This is a genomic window from Polynucleobacter sp. QLW-P1DATA-2 (assembly GCF_001870365.1).
Taxonomy (GTDB): Bacteria; Pseudomonadota; Gammaproteobacteria; order Burkholderiales; family Burkholderiaceae; genus Polynucleobacter.
The window spans coordinates 608,587-623,677 of record NZ_LZMQ01000003.1; the positions used below are offsets into that span (position 1 = coordinate 608,587).

22 protein-coding genes are annotated in these 15,091 nt (G+C 46.1%); 21 read left to right on the plus strand and 1 reads right to left on the minus strand.

The annotated features are described in order from the left end of the window. Positions 1-10 precede the first annotated feature (10 nt). The 12 genes from A9236_RS05700 to hisD all read left to right on the plus strand — a co-directional run bounded on the left by A9236_RS05700 (position 11) and on the right by hisD (position 9,034). On the plus strand, positions 11-859 hold the full coding sequence (locus tag A9236_RS05700) for an ABC transporter ATP-binding protein (protein ID WP_071464466.1): 849 nt from the start codon (positions 11-13) through the stop codon (positions 857-859). Continuing rightward, positions 859-1,656 (plus strand): lipid asymmetry maintenance ABC transporter permease subunit MlaE, encoded by a 798-nt coding sequence (gene mlaE, locus A9236_RS05705; RefSeq protein WP_071464467.1) that lies wholly within the window; start codon positions 859-861, stop codon positions 1,654-1,656. Before A9236_RS05700 ends, mlaE begins: the two co-directional genes overlap by 1 nt. 21 nt (positions 1,657-1,677) lie before the next feature. Further along, a complete protein-coding gene (gene mlaD / locus A9236_RS05710) occupies positions 1,678-2,160 on the plus strand; it encodes an outer membrane lipid asymmetry maintenance protein MlaD (protein WP_071464468.1) in 483 nt (160 codons plus the stop codon). After that, positions 2,160-2,918, plus strand: coding sequence for a VacJ family lipoprotein (locus A9236_RS05715; protein ID WP_071464469.1), 759 nt, complete (start codon positions 2,160-2,162; stop codon positions 2,916-2,918). The genes mlaD and A9236_RS05715 overlap by 1 nt, the downstream gene beginning before the upstream one ends. Before the next feature lie 64 nt (positions 2,919-2,982). Continuing rightward, positions 2,983-3,624: a phospholipid-binding protein MlaC gene (locus A9236_RS05720; protein ID WP_071464470.1), complete on the plus strand. Its 642-nt coding sequence runs from the start codon at positions 2,983-2,985 to the stop codon at positions 3,622-3,624. 16 nt (positions 3,625-3,640) lie between these two features. After that, the gene (locus tag A9236_RS05725; RefSeq protein WP_071464471.1) at positions 3,641-3,898 is read left to right on the plus strand and encodes a lipid asymmetry maintenance protein MlaB; all 258 of its coding nucleotides are present in this window, start codon (positions 3,641-3,643) and stop codon (positions 3,896-3,898) included. A 4-nt stretch (positions 3,899-3,902) separates the two neighbouring features. After that, on the plus strand, positions 3,903-4,655 hold the full coding sequence (locus tag A9236_RS05730) for an ABC transporter ATP-binding protein (RefSeq protein WP_071464472.1): 753 nt from the start codon (positions 3,903-3,905) through the stop codon (positions 4,653-4,655). Beyond that, the gene (locus tag A9236_RS05735; protein ID WP_071464473.1) at positions 4,652-5,452 is read left to right on the plus strand and encodes an ABC transporter permease; all 801 of its coding nucleotides are present in this window, start codon (positions 4,652-4,654) and stop codon (positions 5,450-5,452) included. The genes A9236_RS05730 and A9236_RS05735 overlap by 4 nt, the downstream gene beginning before the upstream one ends. Positions 5,453-5,487: 35 nt before the next feature. Next, complete coding sequence (locus tag A9236_RS05740; RefSeq protein ID WP_071464474.1) at positions 5,488-5,736, plus strand: BolA family protein; 249 nt, start codon at positions 5,488-5,490, stop codon at positions 5,734-5,736. 46 nt (positions 5,737-5,782) lie between these two features. After that, positions 5,783-7,057, plus strand: coding sequence for a UDP-N-acetylglucosamine 1-carboxyvinyltransferase (gene murA / locus A9236_RS05745; RefSeq protein WP_071464475.1), 1,275 nt, complete (start codon positions 5,783-5,785; stop codon positions 7,055-7,057). Between the two features lie 20 nt (positions 7,058-7,077). After that, positions 7,078-7,704, plus strand: a complete 627-nt coding sequence (gene hisG / locus A9236_RS05750) for an ATP phosphoribosyltransferase (protein ID WP_071464476.1) — start codon at positions 7,078-7,080, stop codon at positions 7,702-7,704. Between the two features lie 7 nt (positions 7,705-7,711). Further along, a complete protein-coding gene (gene hisD / locus A9236_RS05755) occupies positions 7,712-9,034 on the plus strand; it encodes a histidinol dehydrogenase (protein WP_071464477.1) in 1,323 nt (440 codons plus the stop codon). A 12-nt stretch (positions 9,035-9,046) separates the two neighbouring features. Here hisD and hisC read toward each other — a convergent pair whose 3' ends face one another. Beyond that, complete coding sequence (gene hisC, locus A9236_RS05760; RefSeq protein ID WP_071464478.1) at positions 9,047-10,114, minus strand: histidinol-phosphate transaminase; 1,068 nt, start codon at positions 10,112-10,114, stop codon at positions 9,047-9,049. A 116-nt stretch (positions 10,115-10,230) separates the two neighbouring features. On the opposite strand from hisC, the gene hisB reads away from it, so the two are divergent. Genes hisB through tatB form a run of 9 tightly spaced genes read left to right on the plus strand, consistent with a single transcriptional unit; the run spans position 10,231 to position 15,087 of the window. Next, positions 10,231-10,818 (plus strand): imidazoleglycerol-phosphate dehydratase HisB, encoded by a 588-nt coding sequence (hisB, locus tag A9236_RS05765; protein ID WP_071464479.1) that lies wholly within the window; start codon positions 10,231-10,233, stop codon positions 10,816-10,818. Positions 10,819-10,867: 49 nt separating this feature from the next. Next, positions 10,868-11,524, plus strand: a complete 657-nt coding sequence (gene hisH, locus A9236_RS05770) for an imidazole glycerol phosphate synthase subunit HisH (protein ID WP_071464480.1) — start codon at positions 10,868-10,870, stop codon at positions 11,522-11,524. Positions 11,525-11,544: 20 nt separating this feature from the next. Further along, positions 11,545-12,306 (plus strand): 1-(5-phosphoribosyl)-5-[(5-phosphoribosylamino)methylideneamino]imidazole-4-carboxamide isomerase, encoded by a 762-nt coding sequence (gene hisA / locus A9236_RS05775; RefSeq protein WP_071464481.1) that lies wholly within the window; start codon positions 11,545-11,547, stop codon positions 12,304-12,306. Then, a complete protein-coding gene (gene hisF, locus A9236_RS05780; protein WP_071464482.1) occupies positions 12,306-13,064 on the plus strand; it encodes an imidazole glycerol phosphate synthase subunit HisF in 759 nt (252 codons plus the stop codon). Before hisA ends, hisF begins: the two co-directional genes overlap by 1 nt. 51 nt (positions 13,065-13,115) lie before the next feature. Beyond that, positions 13,116-13,529: a phosphoribosyl-AMP cyclohydrolase gene (gene hisI, locus A9236_RS05785; RefSeq protein ID WP_071464483.1), complete on the plus strand. Its 414-nt coding sequence runs from the start codon at positions 13,116-13,118 to the stop codon at positions 13,527-13,529. 18 nt (positions 13,530-13,547) lie between these two features. Beyond that, on the plus strand, positions 13,548-13,949 hold the full coding sequence (locus tag A9236_RS05790) for a phosphoribosyl-ATP diphosphatase (RefSeq protein ID WP_071464484.1): 402 nt from the start codon (positions 13,548-13,550) through the stop codon (positions 13,947-13,949). Positions 13,950-13,961: 12 nt separating this feature from the next. After that, a complete protein-coding gene (locus A9236_RS05795; RefSeq protein ID WP_071464485.1) occupies positions 13,962-14,318 on the plus strand; it encodes a histidine triad nucleotide-binding protein in 357 nt (118 codons plus the stop codon). Between the two features lie 16 nt (positions 14,319-14,334). Then, positions 14,335-14,559: a Sec-independent protein translocase subunit TatA gene (tatA, locus tag A9236_RS05800; protein ID WP_071464486.1), complete on the plus strand. Its 225-nt coding sequence runs from the start codon at positions 14,335-14,337 to the stop codon at positions 14,557-14,559. Between the two features lie 51 nt (positions 14,560-14,610). Next, a complete protein-coding gene (gene tatB / locus A9236_RS05805; protein WP_071464487.1) occupies positions 14,611-15,087 on the plus strand; it encodes a Sec-independent protein translocase protein TatB in 477 nt (158 codons plus the stop codon). Positions 15,088-15,091 lie beyond the last annotated feature (4 nt).

A 15,091-nucleotide genomic window follows, 5' to 3' on the forward strand; every position in this document is an offset into this window, starting at 1 on the left:
TATCGGGGATATGAATAGTCCTCAGCCAAGCTCATTGGATGTCCAAAAACCCCTAGGTGAAGTTGTCGTCTCTATCAAAGACGTCACCTTTTCCTATGCGCCTGGTGAGCGACAAATTTTGTCGGGACTCAATATGGAGTTTCGTCGCGGTCAAGTAGTTGCGGTGATGGGTGGATCTGGCTGTGGAAAAACAACTATCCTGCGTTTAATCGGCGGTCAATTTACTGCTCAAGCGGGACAAGTCTTATTCGAGGGCCAAGATATTGGCAAGATGAGCGGCGAACAATTGATGGCCGCTCGGCGTCGCATGGGCATGCTTTTTCAGTTCGGTGCTTTATTTACTGACTTGAGCGTTTTTGAAAACGTTGCATTCCCATTGCGTGAACATACTCATTTGAGCGAAGAGCTTTTGCGCTCACTCGTACTTATGAAATTGAATGCTGTAGGCTTGCGTGGTGCACGTGATTTAACGCCTTCACAAATTTCTGGCGGCATGGCAAGACGTGTTGCCTTGGCTAGAGCGATTGCACTAGACCCTCCTCTCATCATGTACGACGAGCCCTTTGCTGGTCTAGACCCAATCTCATTAGGAATTACTGCAAGGTTGATTCGTGATCTGAATAACGCCTTGGGAGCCACGAGTTTATTGGTGACTCACGATGTCGAGGAAACATTTGAAATCGCGGATTACGTGTATTTCATTGCAAATGGAAAGATTGGCGCACAAGGCACTCCTGAAGAGCTGAGTCGCTCTACTGATCCTTTCGTAAGACAGTTTTTAGATGCTGCCCCAGATGGTCCTGTGCCATTCAATTACCCAGGTCAAAGCTTGGAAGAAGATTTTGGAGTGAGAGCTTAATGACTGCGCTTCACAAGTTATTAGATTTATTGGGCGACCTTGGATTTTTTATTCGCCGCAATTTAGCTAGCCTTGGTCTTGCTGCACGTATGTTTGCTGCGGTTATTTGGCGCTCAGGTTTTTTGCTAAAAAGACCGCGCTTGGTCATGGATCAAATTTTATTTGTAGGCAATCACTCTTTTGTGATTATTGCGGTCTCTGGTTTGTTTGTTGGATTTGTTTTGGGGCTGCAGGGTTACTACACCTTAAATCGTTATGGCTCAGAACAAGCTTTAGGTCTCTTGGTTGCTTTATCTCTTACTCGTGAATTAGGCCCGGTCATTACCGCCTTGTTGTTTGCGGGTCGTGCCGGCACTTCTTTGACTGCAGAAATTGGCCTGATGAAGGCTGGTGAGCAGCTAAGCGCTATGGAGATGATGGCTGTAGACCCACTGAGTCGCGTGATTGCTCCTCGACTTTGGGCCGGCATTATTTCCATGCCAATTTTGGCAACGATTTTTACGGCAGTAGGCGTCATGGGTGGCTACTTTGTCGGAGTCCCCTTAATTGGAGTCGATTCCGGGGCTTTTTGGTCTCAAATGCAAGGTGGCGTCGATCTGTTTTCTGATATCGGTAATGGCCTAATAAAAAGCGTAGTTTTCGGTGTGGCGGTGACTTTTATTGCTCTCTATCAAGGTTATGAAGCCAAACCAACGCCTGAAGGGGTATCACAGGCAACTACACGTACTGTGGTGATTTCTTCTTTGTCGGTATTAGCCTTAGATTTCCTGCTAACCGCAATGATGTTCTCGAATTAGAAAGAATAAACTGAGGCTCTTATGAGAAAAAGTGCAATTGATATCTGGGTAGGAATTTTTGTTGCCATAGGTTTGTTGGCAGCATTATTTCTTGCATTGAAGGTTGGCAATATGAACGCCGTGTCTTTTGCGCCAACCTACAAAATTTCTGCGCGCTTTGACAATATTGGTGGGTTGAAGCCCCGAGCTCCGGTAAAGAGTGCAGGCGTAGTGGTTGGACGTATTGCCAACATTTCTTTTGATGACAAAACGTATCAAGCCACAGTAGTGATGACTATTGAGGATTCTTATAAGTTCCCTAAAGATTCATCTGCAAAGATTTTGACTTCAGGCTTATTGGGTGAACAGTACATTGGCCTAGAGGCTGGTGGTTCGGACGAGATGTTGACCAATGGTGAAAAGATTTCTCAAACCCAGTCTGCCATTGTTCTTGAAAATTTAATTAGTCAGTTCTTGTATAACAAGGCGGCTGATAGCGGTCAAGAAAAAGGCGCAGCAAAATAATGTTTTTTGCAGTCAATTTCATTGGCAAGATGAAGCAATGCATCTTGCTTTGTGTGGCTGTTGCGTTAGTGGGCTGCGCGTCTATTCCTGCAGGGGTTGAGCGCTCCCCTAATGATCCGTGGGAGCCATTCAATCGCTCAGTATTTGAGTTCAATGAAGGTTTAGATGCTTATTTACTGAAGCCAGTAGTGGCGGGATATCGGTTTGTGTTGCCCGAGTTTGTCCGCGAAGGCATTTACAACTTCTTTAGTAACTACAACGATATCTATACCGCTTTGTATAACTTGTTACAGGGCAAGCCAGACTTTGCATTTAATGACTTCATGCGAGTGGTTGTGAATACCACCATGGGTTTGGGTGGTTTCCTAGATCTAGCAACGCCAGGCGGCCTTGAAAAGCACAAAGAGGATTGGGGTCAAACACTTGGCGTGTGGGGCGTGCCTGCAGGGCCATATGTGGTGCTACCTTTCTTTGGCCCTAGCAATGTGCGCGATTCCTTTGGTACGGTTGCCGACTTGGAGTCTGATTACTTATTTAGGTTGCTGCCCGACGTTGCCCTCCGAAATAGTATTACTGGCTTACGTGTAGTCAATACACGTAATACTTATTACGAAGCGGGTGACTTATTAGATGGTGCCGCCATCGATAAGTACAGTTTTATGCGTGATGCTTATATTCAAAGGCGTGCGTATCAAATTAATGAGGGTCATAATGATGAAGAGCCTTTGATGCCAGCTTATGAGAATGGCTATGAGTAAGGCTTAGAGGGCTAAAATTAGCTCTCAGTTGAAATCAATGTAGTAAATAAAAGCGGACGGACATATGACAAGTTGCAAAACGATTTCTAAATACCTAGCAATGGGTCTGTTTCTGTTTTCCAGCGCCTTGTTTGCTCAAGTGCCTGATCAATCTACCCCGCCAGACGCTTTGATCAAAATGGTTGTTACAGACGTAATGGCCTCCGTGAAAGCGGATCCAGAAATTCAAAAGGGAAATATTCCTAAAATCGTCGACTTGGTCGACAAGAAAATTGTTCCTTATACCGATATGCGCCGTACTACCGAAATGGCTATGGGCCCGAATTGGAAAAAAGCGACCCCCGAACAACAGGCTCAGCTCACTTCTGAATTTAAGAATCTGCTGATTCGCACTTACTCTGGTGCATTAAGTCAGTTGCGTGATCAAACTCTGCAATTTAAAGCCTTACGAGCTGCGCCCGATGACAAAGAAGTGATTGTGAAAACTGTCGTGCTTGGTCGCGGCGATCCAGTCCCCCTAGATTACCGCCTGGAGAGTACTGATAAGGGCTGGAAGGTTTACGACATGAACATCATGGGTGTTTGGTTGGTAGAAGCTTATCGCAATCAGTTCGCTAATCAGATAAGTCAAAATGGTGTTGAGGGCCTCGTAAAATTCTTACAAGACCGTAATAAGCAATTGGCTACTGCTAAACCAGCAAATTAATTTAAGCCTTTAGACCATGCCCTTTCTTTTACCTAAGACAGTTACACAAGAAAATGCTCTTCAGTTGCACAAAGAGGGTTTGTTAAATGCTGCCACGTTGCAAACAGTAGATTGCTCTGCGCTTAAAGATTTTGACTCTACCGTGTTGACTATTTTATTGGCTTGGCAAAAAAAGTTACAGGCAGATGGAAAAGTCTTATCTATTGAGCATTCCCCAGATAAACTCAAAGTACTAGCTAACGTCTATGGCGTCTCCGCATTGCTGGGTTTATAAGCGCATGCACTCAGCAATTTCAATTAAAAATATTTCAAAGCATTATGGAGCCCTGCAAGCCCTTAATGATGTTTCATTAGCTATTGAGCCAGGTGAATTTTTTGGACTTCTAGGTCCCAATGGGGCTGGTAAGACCACGCTGATCTCTATCTTGGCTGGTTTGGTCAGGGCCGATAGGGGACATGCTGCTATCTTAGGTGCAGATGTTCAAAACTCATTCCGTGATGCACGTCGCATGTTGGGCGTTGTTCCACAAGAGCTGGTCTTCGACCCCTTCTTTACTGTTCGTGAGACCTTGCAATTTCAGTCGGGCTACTTCGGCATTCGCAATAACGATGCTTGGATTGACGAGATCATGGCTAATCTAGATCTCACTTCAAAAGCGGATAGCAATATGCGCTCTTTGTCTGGTGGGATGAAGCGTCGGGTATTGGTTGCCCAAGCTTTAGTGCATCGTCCGCCTGTTATTATTTTAGATGAGCCAACCGCTGGCGTTGATGTCGAGTTGCGTCAGTCTTTGTGGCAATTCATTAGCAGACTCAATCAAGATGGCCACACGATTGTGTTGACTACCCATTACTTAGAAGAGGCCGAAGCATTGTGTCAGCGTATTGCGATGCTCAAGCAGGGCAAGATTGTTGCACTAGATACCACCGCCAATCTGCTCAGTCGTTATGGTTCAGTGAAAAAAGATGGCGAAGGCAAGACTGATTTAGAAGAGGTGTTTGTCAACATTATGTCTGGGGGTGGACTGTGAGCAAAGCTACAAGTAAAGCTCTGAATAAGTCCACACTTGAATATGGCAGTGGCTTTCCAACACTCTTATTAAAAGAGGTGAAGCGTTTCTATAAGGTGGCCTTTCAGACGGTTGCAGCCCCCGTCTTAACGGCCGTCCTTTATCTGATGATTTTTGGCCATGTATTGGAGGGTCGGGAAGTATATGGGCGCTTGAGCTATACGGCCTTCCTCATCCCAGGCTTGGTCATGATGAGCGTATTACAAAACGCATTTGCAAATACCTCTTCGTCACTCATTCAGTCAAAAGTCACTGGCAATCTGGTGTTTGTATTGCTTGCTCCATTAAGTCATGTTGAGTTTTATGCAGCCTATATTTTGGCTGCAGTCTTTCGCGGCATCGTTGTTGGCCTGGGCGTATTTTTAATTACCCTTTGGTTCGGAATGCCGGCCTTAGAGTACCCACTTTGGATTTTGGCGTTTGCCTTTTTAGGCGCTGCCATACTCGGTAGCTTGGGATTAATAGCGGGTATCTGGGCAGATAAATATGATCAGTTGGCTGCTTTCCAAAACTTCATCGTGATGCCTGCCACAATGTTATCGGGAGTCTTTTATTCGATTCACTCTTTGCCTCCTGCCTGGCAAGTTGTATCGCATTTCAACCCATTCTTTTACATGATTGACGGTTTCCGTTATGGCTTCTTTGGGGTTTCTGATGCGTCCCCGTGGAGCAGCCTTGCAATCGTGCTCTGTTTCTTTGTAATTGTTTCAGCTATTGCTTTACGCCTATTGCAAAAGGGCTATAAGCTGCGGCACTAATGATTTGCACTATCTAGTCTTATTAGGAGAGAAGTATGTTGCCAACCCCCGAGCAAATTGAGGGCTATATCAAGCAGGGAATTAACTGTACCCATATTGAGGTAGAGGGTGATGGACAGCATTTCTTTGCAACGATTGTCAGTCCAGAGTTTGATGGCAAGCGTCTCGTACAGCGCCATCAATTGGTTTACGGTGCGATGGGTGATCGTATGAAGGCGGAAGTTCATGCTTTATCTATCAAGGCATTTACGCCCGAAGAATTTGCTCAGAACTCAGGCGCATAACAGCAAGATTTAAATCACATTAAAAAGTTTTTACTGGAATCGTTTCATGGATAAATTACGAATGGTTGGCGGAACCCCACTCAAGGGTGAGGTCGTTATCGCTGGTGCAAAGAACGCTGCCCTACCCATTTTGTGTGCTTGTCTCTTGACCGATCAACCAGTAGTTTTGCGCAATCTTCCAGACCTGCAAGATGTGCGCACAATGCTCAAGCTTCTACAGGAAATTGGCGTGGTTGTGAGTTTTCCCAATGCTAGCGATCGCAATCATGTAGTTCTCAATGCCGCCGTGATTAAGAGTTCAGAAGCTACCTATGAGATGGTGAAAACCATGCGCGCCTCTATCTTGGTGCTTGGCCCTCTATTGGCTAGAATGCATAGCGCCAAGGTTTCATTGCCAGGCGGTTGTGCAATTGGCGCAAGACCAGTTGATCAGCACATCAAGGGCCTAAAGGCCATGGGTGCCAATATTAAAATTAAGAGTGGTTATATCCAAGCCGAAACAAAGCCACAAACCGATCGCCTCAAGGGTGCTTCGATTTTGACCGACATGATTACCGTGACCGGTACAGAAAATTTATTGATGGCTGCCACATTGGCATCTGGCACAACTATTTTAGAAAACGCTGCACGTGAACCTGAGGTAGGCGATTTAGCAGAATTGCTCGTGAAAATGGGCGCCAAAATTTCGGGCATTGGCAGCGATCGCTTGGTGATTGAAGGGGTTGAGAAACTTCATGGTGCCGAGCACTCTGTGATTTCAGATCGGATTGAGGCAGGTACCTTTCTTTGTGCTGTAGCTGCTGTTGGCGGTGAAGTGCTAGTAAAGCACTGTCGTCCCGACACTTTAGATGCGGTGATGGTCAAGCTCAAAGAAGCTGGCTTGCAAATGGAAGTGGGCCCTGATTGGATCAAAGCCTCTATGCATGAGCGCCCAAAGGCAGTGAGTTTCCGTACCTCAGAGTACCCAGCATTTCCAACGGATATGCAGGCCCAATTGATGGCTGTAAATGCAGTGGCTAGTGGCAGTGCAATGATTACCGAAACTATTTTTGAGAATCGCTTTATGCACGTTCAAGAGCTCAATCGCTTAGGTGCTGATATTGCGATTGAAGGGAATACTGCCATTGCACAAGGTGTAGATAAGCTCTCGGGCGCGATTGTCATGGCAACTGACCTGCGCGCTTCTGCCAGCTTAGTCATTGCTGGGCTGGCCGCTCAAGGTGAAACCCAGGTGGATCGGATTTATCACTTAGACCGCGGATATGACCGTATGGAGCAAAAGTTGACCCTCCTGGGTGCCAAGATCGAGCGCATCAAGTAAGGCTGAGAGATAATTGAGTCATGAAATTGACTTTAGCCCTCTCTAAGGGCCGCATCTTCGAAGAAACCGCAGAGATCCTATCTAAGGTCGGTATTGTGCCGAAAGAGGATCCTGAGAAGTCTCGAAAACTCATTATTGAGACATCTAATCCAGATGTTCGTTTGATTATTGTGCGTGCCTCGGATGTGCCAACCTATGTTCAATTTGGCGGTGCTGATTTTGGTGTTGCAGGTTTAGACGTATTGATGGAAAAAGGCACGGATGGTTTATATGTGCCTTTTGATTTGAATATTGCTAAGTGCCGCATGTCCGTTGCGGTTCGAGAAGGGTTTGATTACGCTGCGGCTGTCAAGCAAGGCTCTCGTTTAAAAGTCGCAACCAAATATGTCAATTGCGCGCGCGAGCACTTTGCTAATAAAGGTGTACATATCGATACGATTCAGCTCTATGGCTCCATGGAGCTTGCACCTTTGGTAGGTTTGGCCGATGCCATTGTGGACTTAGTCTCTACCGGAAATACGCTCAAAGCGAACGGCTTGGTGGAAGTTGAGCCCATTGCCGATATCAGTGCCCGTTTGGTAGTCAATCAAGCTTCGTACAAACGTAAGCGTGCACAGTTGCAACCTATTTTTGATTTGTTGAAATAATCAATCAATGTCTGCACAAGTACAGCTTAAGCGTCTCAACAGTAAAGATGCAGGTTTCAAAGAAACCCTGCTTTCCAGTCTTTCCTTGCCTGCTGCCGATGATGTTGCGATTGATGCTGCAGTTGTCGAAATTTTGTCAGCTGTTCAAAAGCAGGGTGACGAAGCAGTAATCTCCTTTACTAAGCAATTTGATCGTCTGAATATCTCCAATGTTTCTGAACTGGAAATTCCTCATCAGGAACTAGAGCAAGCCTACAGCTCCTTATCTGCCGAGCAAAAGAATGCTTTAGATATTGCAGCAAAAAGAGTACGTGCATATCACGAGAAACAAAAAATTGAAGCGGGCTGCCACTCTTGGGAATATGAAGAGGCAGATGGCACACGTCTTGGACAAAAAGTTACCGCTTTAGACCGGGTGGGCATTTATGTGCCTGGCGGTAAGGCAGCCTACCCATCCTCTGTATTGATGAACGCGATTCCTGCAAAGGTTGCTGGCGTGACTGAAGTCATTATGGTGGTGCCTACTCCAGATGGCGCACGGAATCCTTTGGTATTGGCTGCTGCTTATTTATCGGGTGTAGATCGCGTGTTTACGATTGGCGGCGCTCAAGCTGTAGGTGCATTGGCTTATGGCACTAAGACTATCCCATCGGTAGATAAGATTGTTGGTCCAGGCAATGCATATGTAGCTGCTGCAAAGCGCAGAGTATTTGGCAGAGTGGGCATCGATATGATCGCCGGCCCTTCAGAAATTTTGGTTTTATGTGATGGCACTACCAATCCAGATTGGATTGCCATGGACCTGTTCTCTCAAGCGGAACATGATGAGCAAGCGCAATCGATTCTATTGTGTCCTGATGCGGCCTTTATTGAGCAAGTTCAGATAAGTATCAACAAGTTGCTACCTGAGATGCCAAGGGCAAAAGTAATTGAAGCTTCCTTGACCAATCGCGCGCTGCTGATTCAGGTTAAAGACATGACTGAGGCCTGTGAGATAGCGAATGCCATTGCCGCAGAACACTTAGAAATCTGTGCCGAAGATCCGCGGAAGTGGGCAGATCAGATTCGTCATGCCGGCGCTATTTTTATGGGCAATTACACCAGCGAGTCCTTAGGTGATTATTGCGCTGGCCCAAACCATGTCCTGCCTACAGCTCGAACAGCTCGTTTTTCATCACCCTTGGGTGTTTATGATTTCATCAAGCGTTCGAGCATGATTGAGGTGAGCGAGGCCGGTGCACAGAGTTTAGGTGCTGTAGCTAGCACCCTGGCTCGTGGTGAAGGCTTGCAAGCGCATGCACGTGCTGCTGAGATGCGTCTAAAGAAATAAACGAAAACGAACTTAAGCTAGTATTTCTTTTAGAGCGGCGACGAGTTCGCTGCTTTGTTCATCTGTGCCGATCGTAATGCGTAAGAATTCTTCAATACGTGGTGACTTGAAGTGGCGCACGATGATGCCGCGATCTCTCAAGGCTTGATAAATTTTTGCACCAGCATGTTTTGGGTGGCGAGTGAAAATAAAGTTTGCCGTTGAAGGCAATGTCTCAAAACCTAAAGTTTTTAGTTCTTCAATTAGTTTTGAGCGCGTCTTGATTACCTTGGCGCTTGTTGCCTCTAAGTGCGCTTGATCTTCAATCGCAGCAATGGCACCCGCTTGGGCAAGACGCCCCAATGGATAAGAGTTGAAGCTATTCTTGACACGCTCCAGGCCTTCAATCAAGGCGGGGTGACCAACTGCAAAGCCAACACGTAGACCGGCCAGCGCCCTGGATTTAGAAAGCGTATGTACTACTAAGAGATTCTCTGGGCAGCTGCTACCGCGCAATAGTGGAATGCAAGATTCTGTTCCGTAATCAACGTACGCTTCATCAATGACAACTACTGAATCTGTATTTTTTGCGAGAAGTTTTTCAATTTCTGAGCGAGGAATTGATCTGCCAGTTGGGGCATTGGGATTGGGGAAAATAATTCCACCGTTTGGTGCGAAGTAATCAATCGTGTTGATTTCGAACTCTGTTCCTAGCGGGATAGTTTTGTATTCGATACCAAAGAGCTTGCAGTAGACCGGATAGAAACTGTAGGTGATATCTGGAAAATGTACTGGCTTACTTTGTTTCAACAATCCAGCAAAGACATGGGCCAGAACTTCATCAGAACCGTTTCCTAAAAATACTTGGTTTGGGTTTAGGCCATGTAATTTCGCAATCGCTTGTTTTAAGGCTGCACCCTCTGGATCTGGATACAGGCGTAAATCCTCGTTGGTTTGGCTACTGATAGCTGCGAGCGCTTTAGGCGATGGGCCATAGGGGCTCTCGTTGGTGTTGAGCTTAACCAACCGCTGCATTTGCGGTTGCTCCCCAGGAACATAGGGGGTCAAAGTTTGAACAACAGGGCTCCAAAAACGGCTCATGAGGGTACTCGGGTCAAAAAACAGAAAGAAAGTGAAGCAATTTCAGCATTTATGTATCTTCTAGGAATGATATTATGAGGCTTCAATCAACACTTCGCCTCGCGGCGCAATGAAGCATGCGGCAAGCCGACGTTACCCGAAACACTTCGGAAACCAAAATTCAAATTTCCATCAATTTAGATGGCACTGGTAAGGCTGAGCTAGCCTCAGGTGTGCCTTTCTTGGACCATATGCTCGATCAGATAGCCCGTCACGGTATGATTGATCTCAAGGTCGTTGCTCAAGGCGATACCCACATTGATGATCATCACACTGTTGAGGATGTGGGCATTACATTGGGGCAGGCATTTTCAAAGGCGGTTGGTGACAAGGCGGGTATCACTCGTTACGGCCATTCTTATGTTCCTTTGGATGAAACCCTTTCCCGTGTAGTGATCGATTTTTCTGGTCGCCCAGGCCTGGAATTCAATGTTCCTTTTACTCGCGCTCGTGTAGGCGACTTTGATGTTGATCTCAGTATTGAGTTCTTCCGTGGTTTTGTAAACCATGCGGGAGTGACTTTGCATATTGATAATCTGCGCGGCATTAATGCGCACCACCAGATTGAAACGGTATTCAAGGCCTTTGGTCGTGCTTTGCGCATGGCTCTGGCAATTGATCCACGCGCCTCAGGTGTCGTTCCTTCAACCAAAGGCAGCCTCTAATCTAGATCTTCTAGTTGCCCGTTCGATAAAAGCAAAGATAGGCTAAATTTTGGCGCAAACCATTGCGATCGTGGATTATGGAATGGGTAACCTTCGTTCCGTGTATCAGGCATTTCATCATGTTGCGCCTGATGACAATGTATTGATTGCGCATAAGCCAGAAGAAATTCGTTCTGCTGACAGGGTAGTGCTACCTGGCCAGGGTGCTATGCCAGATTGCATGAAACACCTCGAAGAGTCTGGCCTTTTGGAGGCATTGCTAGAAGCTTCCAAAAATAAACCTTTATTAGGGGTTTGTGTGGGCGAGCAAATACTATTCGATAAAAGCGCTGAAGTTCGCCCCAATGAGCAATGGACTTCTTGCTTAGGCCTTATTCCAGGTGAAGTACGTCGTTTTGAATTGGCTGGCAAAAAGCAGGCTGACGGCTCAGCTTATAAAGTTCCGCATATGGGCTGGAACCAAGTACGCCAAGACTGTCGGCATCCAATTTGGGATGGAATTCCAGATTTAACGAGTTTTTACTTTGTGCATAGCTACTATGCAGTGCCGCAACGCAAAGAAGATACTTCGGGATCTACGGAATATGGCGATTGGTTTACTTCTGCAGTTGCACGGGATAATATTTTTGCAACTCAATTTCATCCAGAAAAAAGTGCAGAATACGGATTAAAGCTTTATCAAAATTTTGTTTCTTGGCAACCTTAAATATTTATTAGCGCCTCACTATGCTGCTCATTCCTGCAATTGATCTTAAAGACGGTCACTGTGTTCGACTTGAACAAGGTGATATGGACAAGGCTACCGTGTTTTCTGAAGACCCGGGCGCTATGGCTGCGCATTGGATTAGCAAGGGCGCACGCCGATTGCATTTGGTAGATCTCAATGGTGCGTTTGCAGGGAAGCTGAAAAACGAATCGGCGATCAAATCTATTTTGAAGGCAGTTGGAGATGAAATCCCTGTTCAGCTCGGTGGTGGTATTCGTGATCTAGAAACAATTGAACGTTTATTAGATGATGGCATCAGTACCGTCATTATTGGTACTGCAGCAGTGAAAAATCCTGGCTTTGTGCAAGATGCCTGCACAGCATTTCCTGGTCATGTGATGGTTGGCCTGGATGCACGTGATGGCAAAGTAGCTACTGATGGTTGGAGCAAGATTACCGGCCATGAAGTGATTGATCTCGCTAAGAAGTTTGAAGATTGGGGCGTAGAAGCCATTATCTATACAGACATCGGTCGTGACGGCATGCTCAAGGGCGTTAATATTGAAGCCACGATTAAGCTGGCTCAAGCCATTCGCATTCCGGTTATTGCTAGTGGTGGCCTCTCTAATAATCAAGATATTGAAGCACTTTGTAAAGCTGAAGAAGAGGGTGTCATGGGCGTGATTGCAGGACGCTCTATTTACGCTGGCGACCTTGATCTTGCTGCCGCTCAAAAATATGCTGATGATTTAACTCTCAAGTACGCAAAGAAAATTATCTAGTGTTAACGAAGCGAATTATTCCTTGTTTGGATGTTACGGCAGGGCGCGTTGTTAAGGGTGTGAACTTTGTAGGTTTGCGCGATGCTGGCGACCCCGTAGAAATCGCTAAACGTTATGACGGTCAAGGCGCCGACGAACTAACTTTCTTAGACATCACCGCAACATCTGATGGACGTGACTTGATTCTGCACATCATTGAGGATGTGGCGTCACAAGTATTTATTCCCTTAACTGTTGGTGGTGGTGTGCGTGCAGTTGCTGACGTACGTCGCTTGCTCAATGCTGGCGCCGACAAAGTAAGTATGAATTCTTCTGCAGTCGCTAATCCAGATTTGGTTTCTGATGCAGCCGCCTATTACGGCTCTCAATGCATTGTGGTGGCGATTGATGCTAAGCAAACTGAGACTGGTAATTGGGAAGTGTTCACCCATGGCGGCAGAACTGCGACCGGAATGGATGTGGTTACCTGGGCTACTGAGGTTGCTAAGCGGGGTGCAGGCGAGATTCTTTTAACTAGTATGAACCGTGATGGCAGCAAAGATGGCTTTGATTTAGCGCTTACTGCTGCTGTGAGTGATGCCGTTTCAGTCCCAGTGATTGCCTCAGGTGGCGTGGGTAATTTGCAGCACTTGGTTGATGGCATCACCAAAGGACATGCTGACGCTGTATTAGCTGCCAGCATCTTTCACTATGGTGAATACACTGTGCAGCAGGCAAAAGAATATATGGCAGCCCAAGGAATTCCAGTTCGCATCTAAGCTGCACAGCAACTTTTTCAAAATTTCTAGGATTCGCTGTAAAGTTTAGGTATGAGCAAAGCCCAGAGCACTTTTACCCCAATAGAGTCGATTCAAGCAGGCCCTTGGCTTGATGCAGTTTCTTGGAATGAGCAGGGCTTAGTTCCAGTCATTGCCCAAGAGTTTGGTAGCCAGGACATCCTGATGATGGCTTGGATGAATCGTGATGCCTTATTGGCAACTTTACGTTTAGGTGAGGCGGTGTATTGGACTCGCTCGCGGCAAAAGCTTTGGCATAAGGGTGAAGAATCAGGTCATATCCAGAAGGTGAAAGAAATTCGTTTGGATTGCGATGGGGATACGATTTTGCTTATCGTCGAGCAAAAAGATGGGATTGCTTGCCACACTGGCGAACACAGCTGTTTTTTCCAGCAATGGGATTCAAGCAAGTCGACTTGGGTAGATGAGTCCTTGTCAAAGAAATAAAAGACATAAAATGATCCCATGAGTAACTCAGCAAATAAACCTTCTCATTTAGATTCTGGATTGGCCCATTTGGCTGATGTAGTGGATCAGCGCCGGGACGCCTTTAAAGCGGGCAATGCTGACCCAAAGACCTCCTATACCGCTTTGCTATTCTCTAAGGGTGATGATGGCATCTTGAAAAAGATTGGCGAAGAAGCAACTGAGGCCGTAATGGCAGCCAAAGATGTACGAAGCTCTAATTTAGCCCCTGAGCAAAAAAAGCTCTTGATTGGTGAGATGGCGGATCTTTGGTTTCACTGCTTGATTGCGCTCTCTCAATTTAATTTGCGGCCAGAAGATGTCATTGCGGAACTCGACCGTCGTTTGGGTACCTCGGGGATTGAAGAAAAAGCTGCCAGAAAAGCAGCCAATAAAGAATAAGTCTCAAAAGTGATGTCACACGATCCTAATTGCTTGTTTTGTAAGATTTCTCAAGGTTTGATCCCATCCCAAAAGGTTTATGAGGATGAAGAAATCTACGCCTTTAAAGATATCAATCCAGCTGCACCAGTGCATTTCTTGGTAATCCCAAAGAAGCACATTCCCATGCTGGAGTCAGCAGAAAGCGAAGATACGCCTTTGCTAGGTAGAATGATGGAATTAGCACCCCGTCTTGCCAAAGAGCAAGGCTGTCGTCCCGGAAGAGATGGCGGCTTTAGGTTGATGGTAAACAACGGGGTAGATGGTGGGCAGGAGGTTTATCACTTGCACCTGCATGTGATGGGCGGTCCGCGCCCCTGGAAAAAATAATCCAAGGAGATTAAAGATGGGTTCATTTAGCATTTGGCATTGGTTAATTGTTTTGGTCATCGTGATGTTGGTATTCGGTACCAAGAAATTGCGTAATATTGGTGAGGACTTGGGCGGTGCTGTTAAGGGTTTTAAGGACGGCATGAAGGCTGCTGAAGCGCCAAAAGATCAAATTCCGCAAAGCTCTACTACTACTACAGACAAAACGGTCGATGTCCAGGCTAAAGACCTTAATAAATAATTTGTACAAGGCGCAATTGAAACTCGTGCGGTCCTCACTTAGTTCCCTGAGATGATTGATTTAGGGGTTTCAAAACTTGCGCTGATTGCAGTTGTTGCTTTGGTCGTAGTTGGTCCAGAGCGCTTGCCTAAAGTAGCCCGCATGGCTGGTAACTTATTTGGTCGTGCGCAGCGCTACATGGCTGACGTTAAATCTGAAGTCAATCGTCAAATGGAGATTGAGGAATTTAAAAAGTTCCGAGAAGAGAGTGTTTCCGCCCTCAAGGAGGTTGAAAACAGCATTCACTCTGTTGCCAGCGAAGCAAGTGCCAATCTAACTGATCAAGCGGATATTTTCGAAACGAGTTTTGAAAAGCCACCCCTTGATGAAAAAGAAGTGTTACGCAAGACTAAACGCCAGGGTCGAAATAGCTGGGGCGTCAGACGTGCTGCTAGACCAATTTGGTTTAAGCGTTCTTCTGGCCTACGTACTCGAGTGCAATCTGGTGCTGCCAGAATGAAACGTTTTCATCACAGCGCTCCTAAATAAAAAT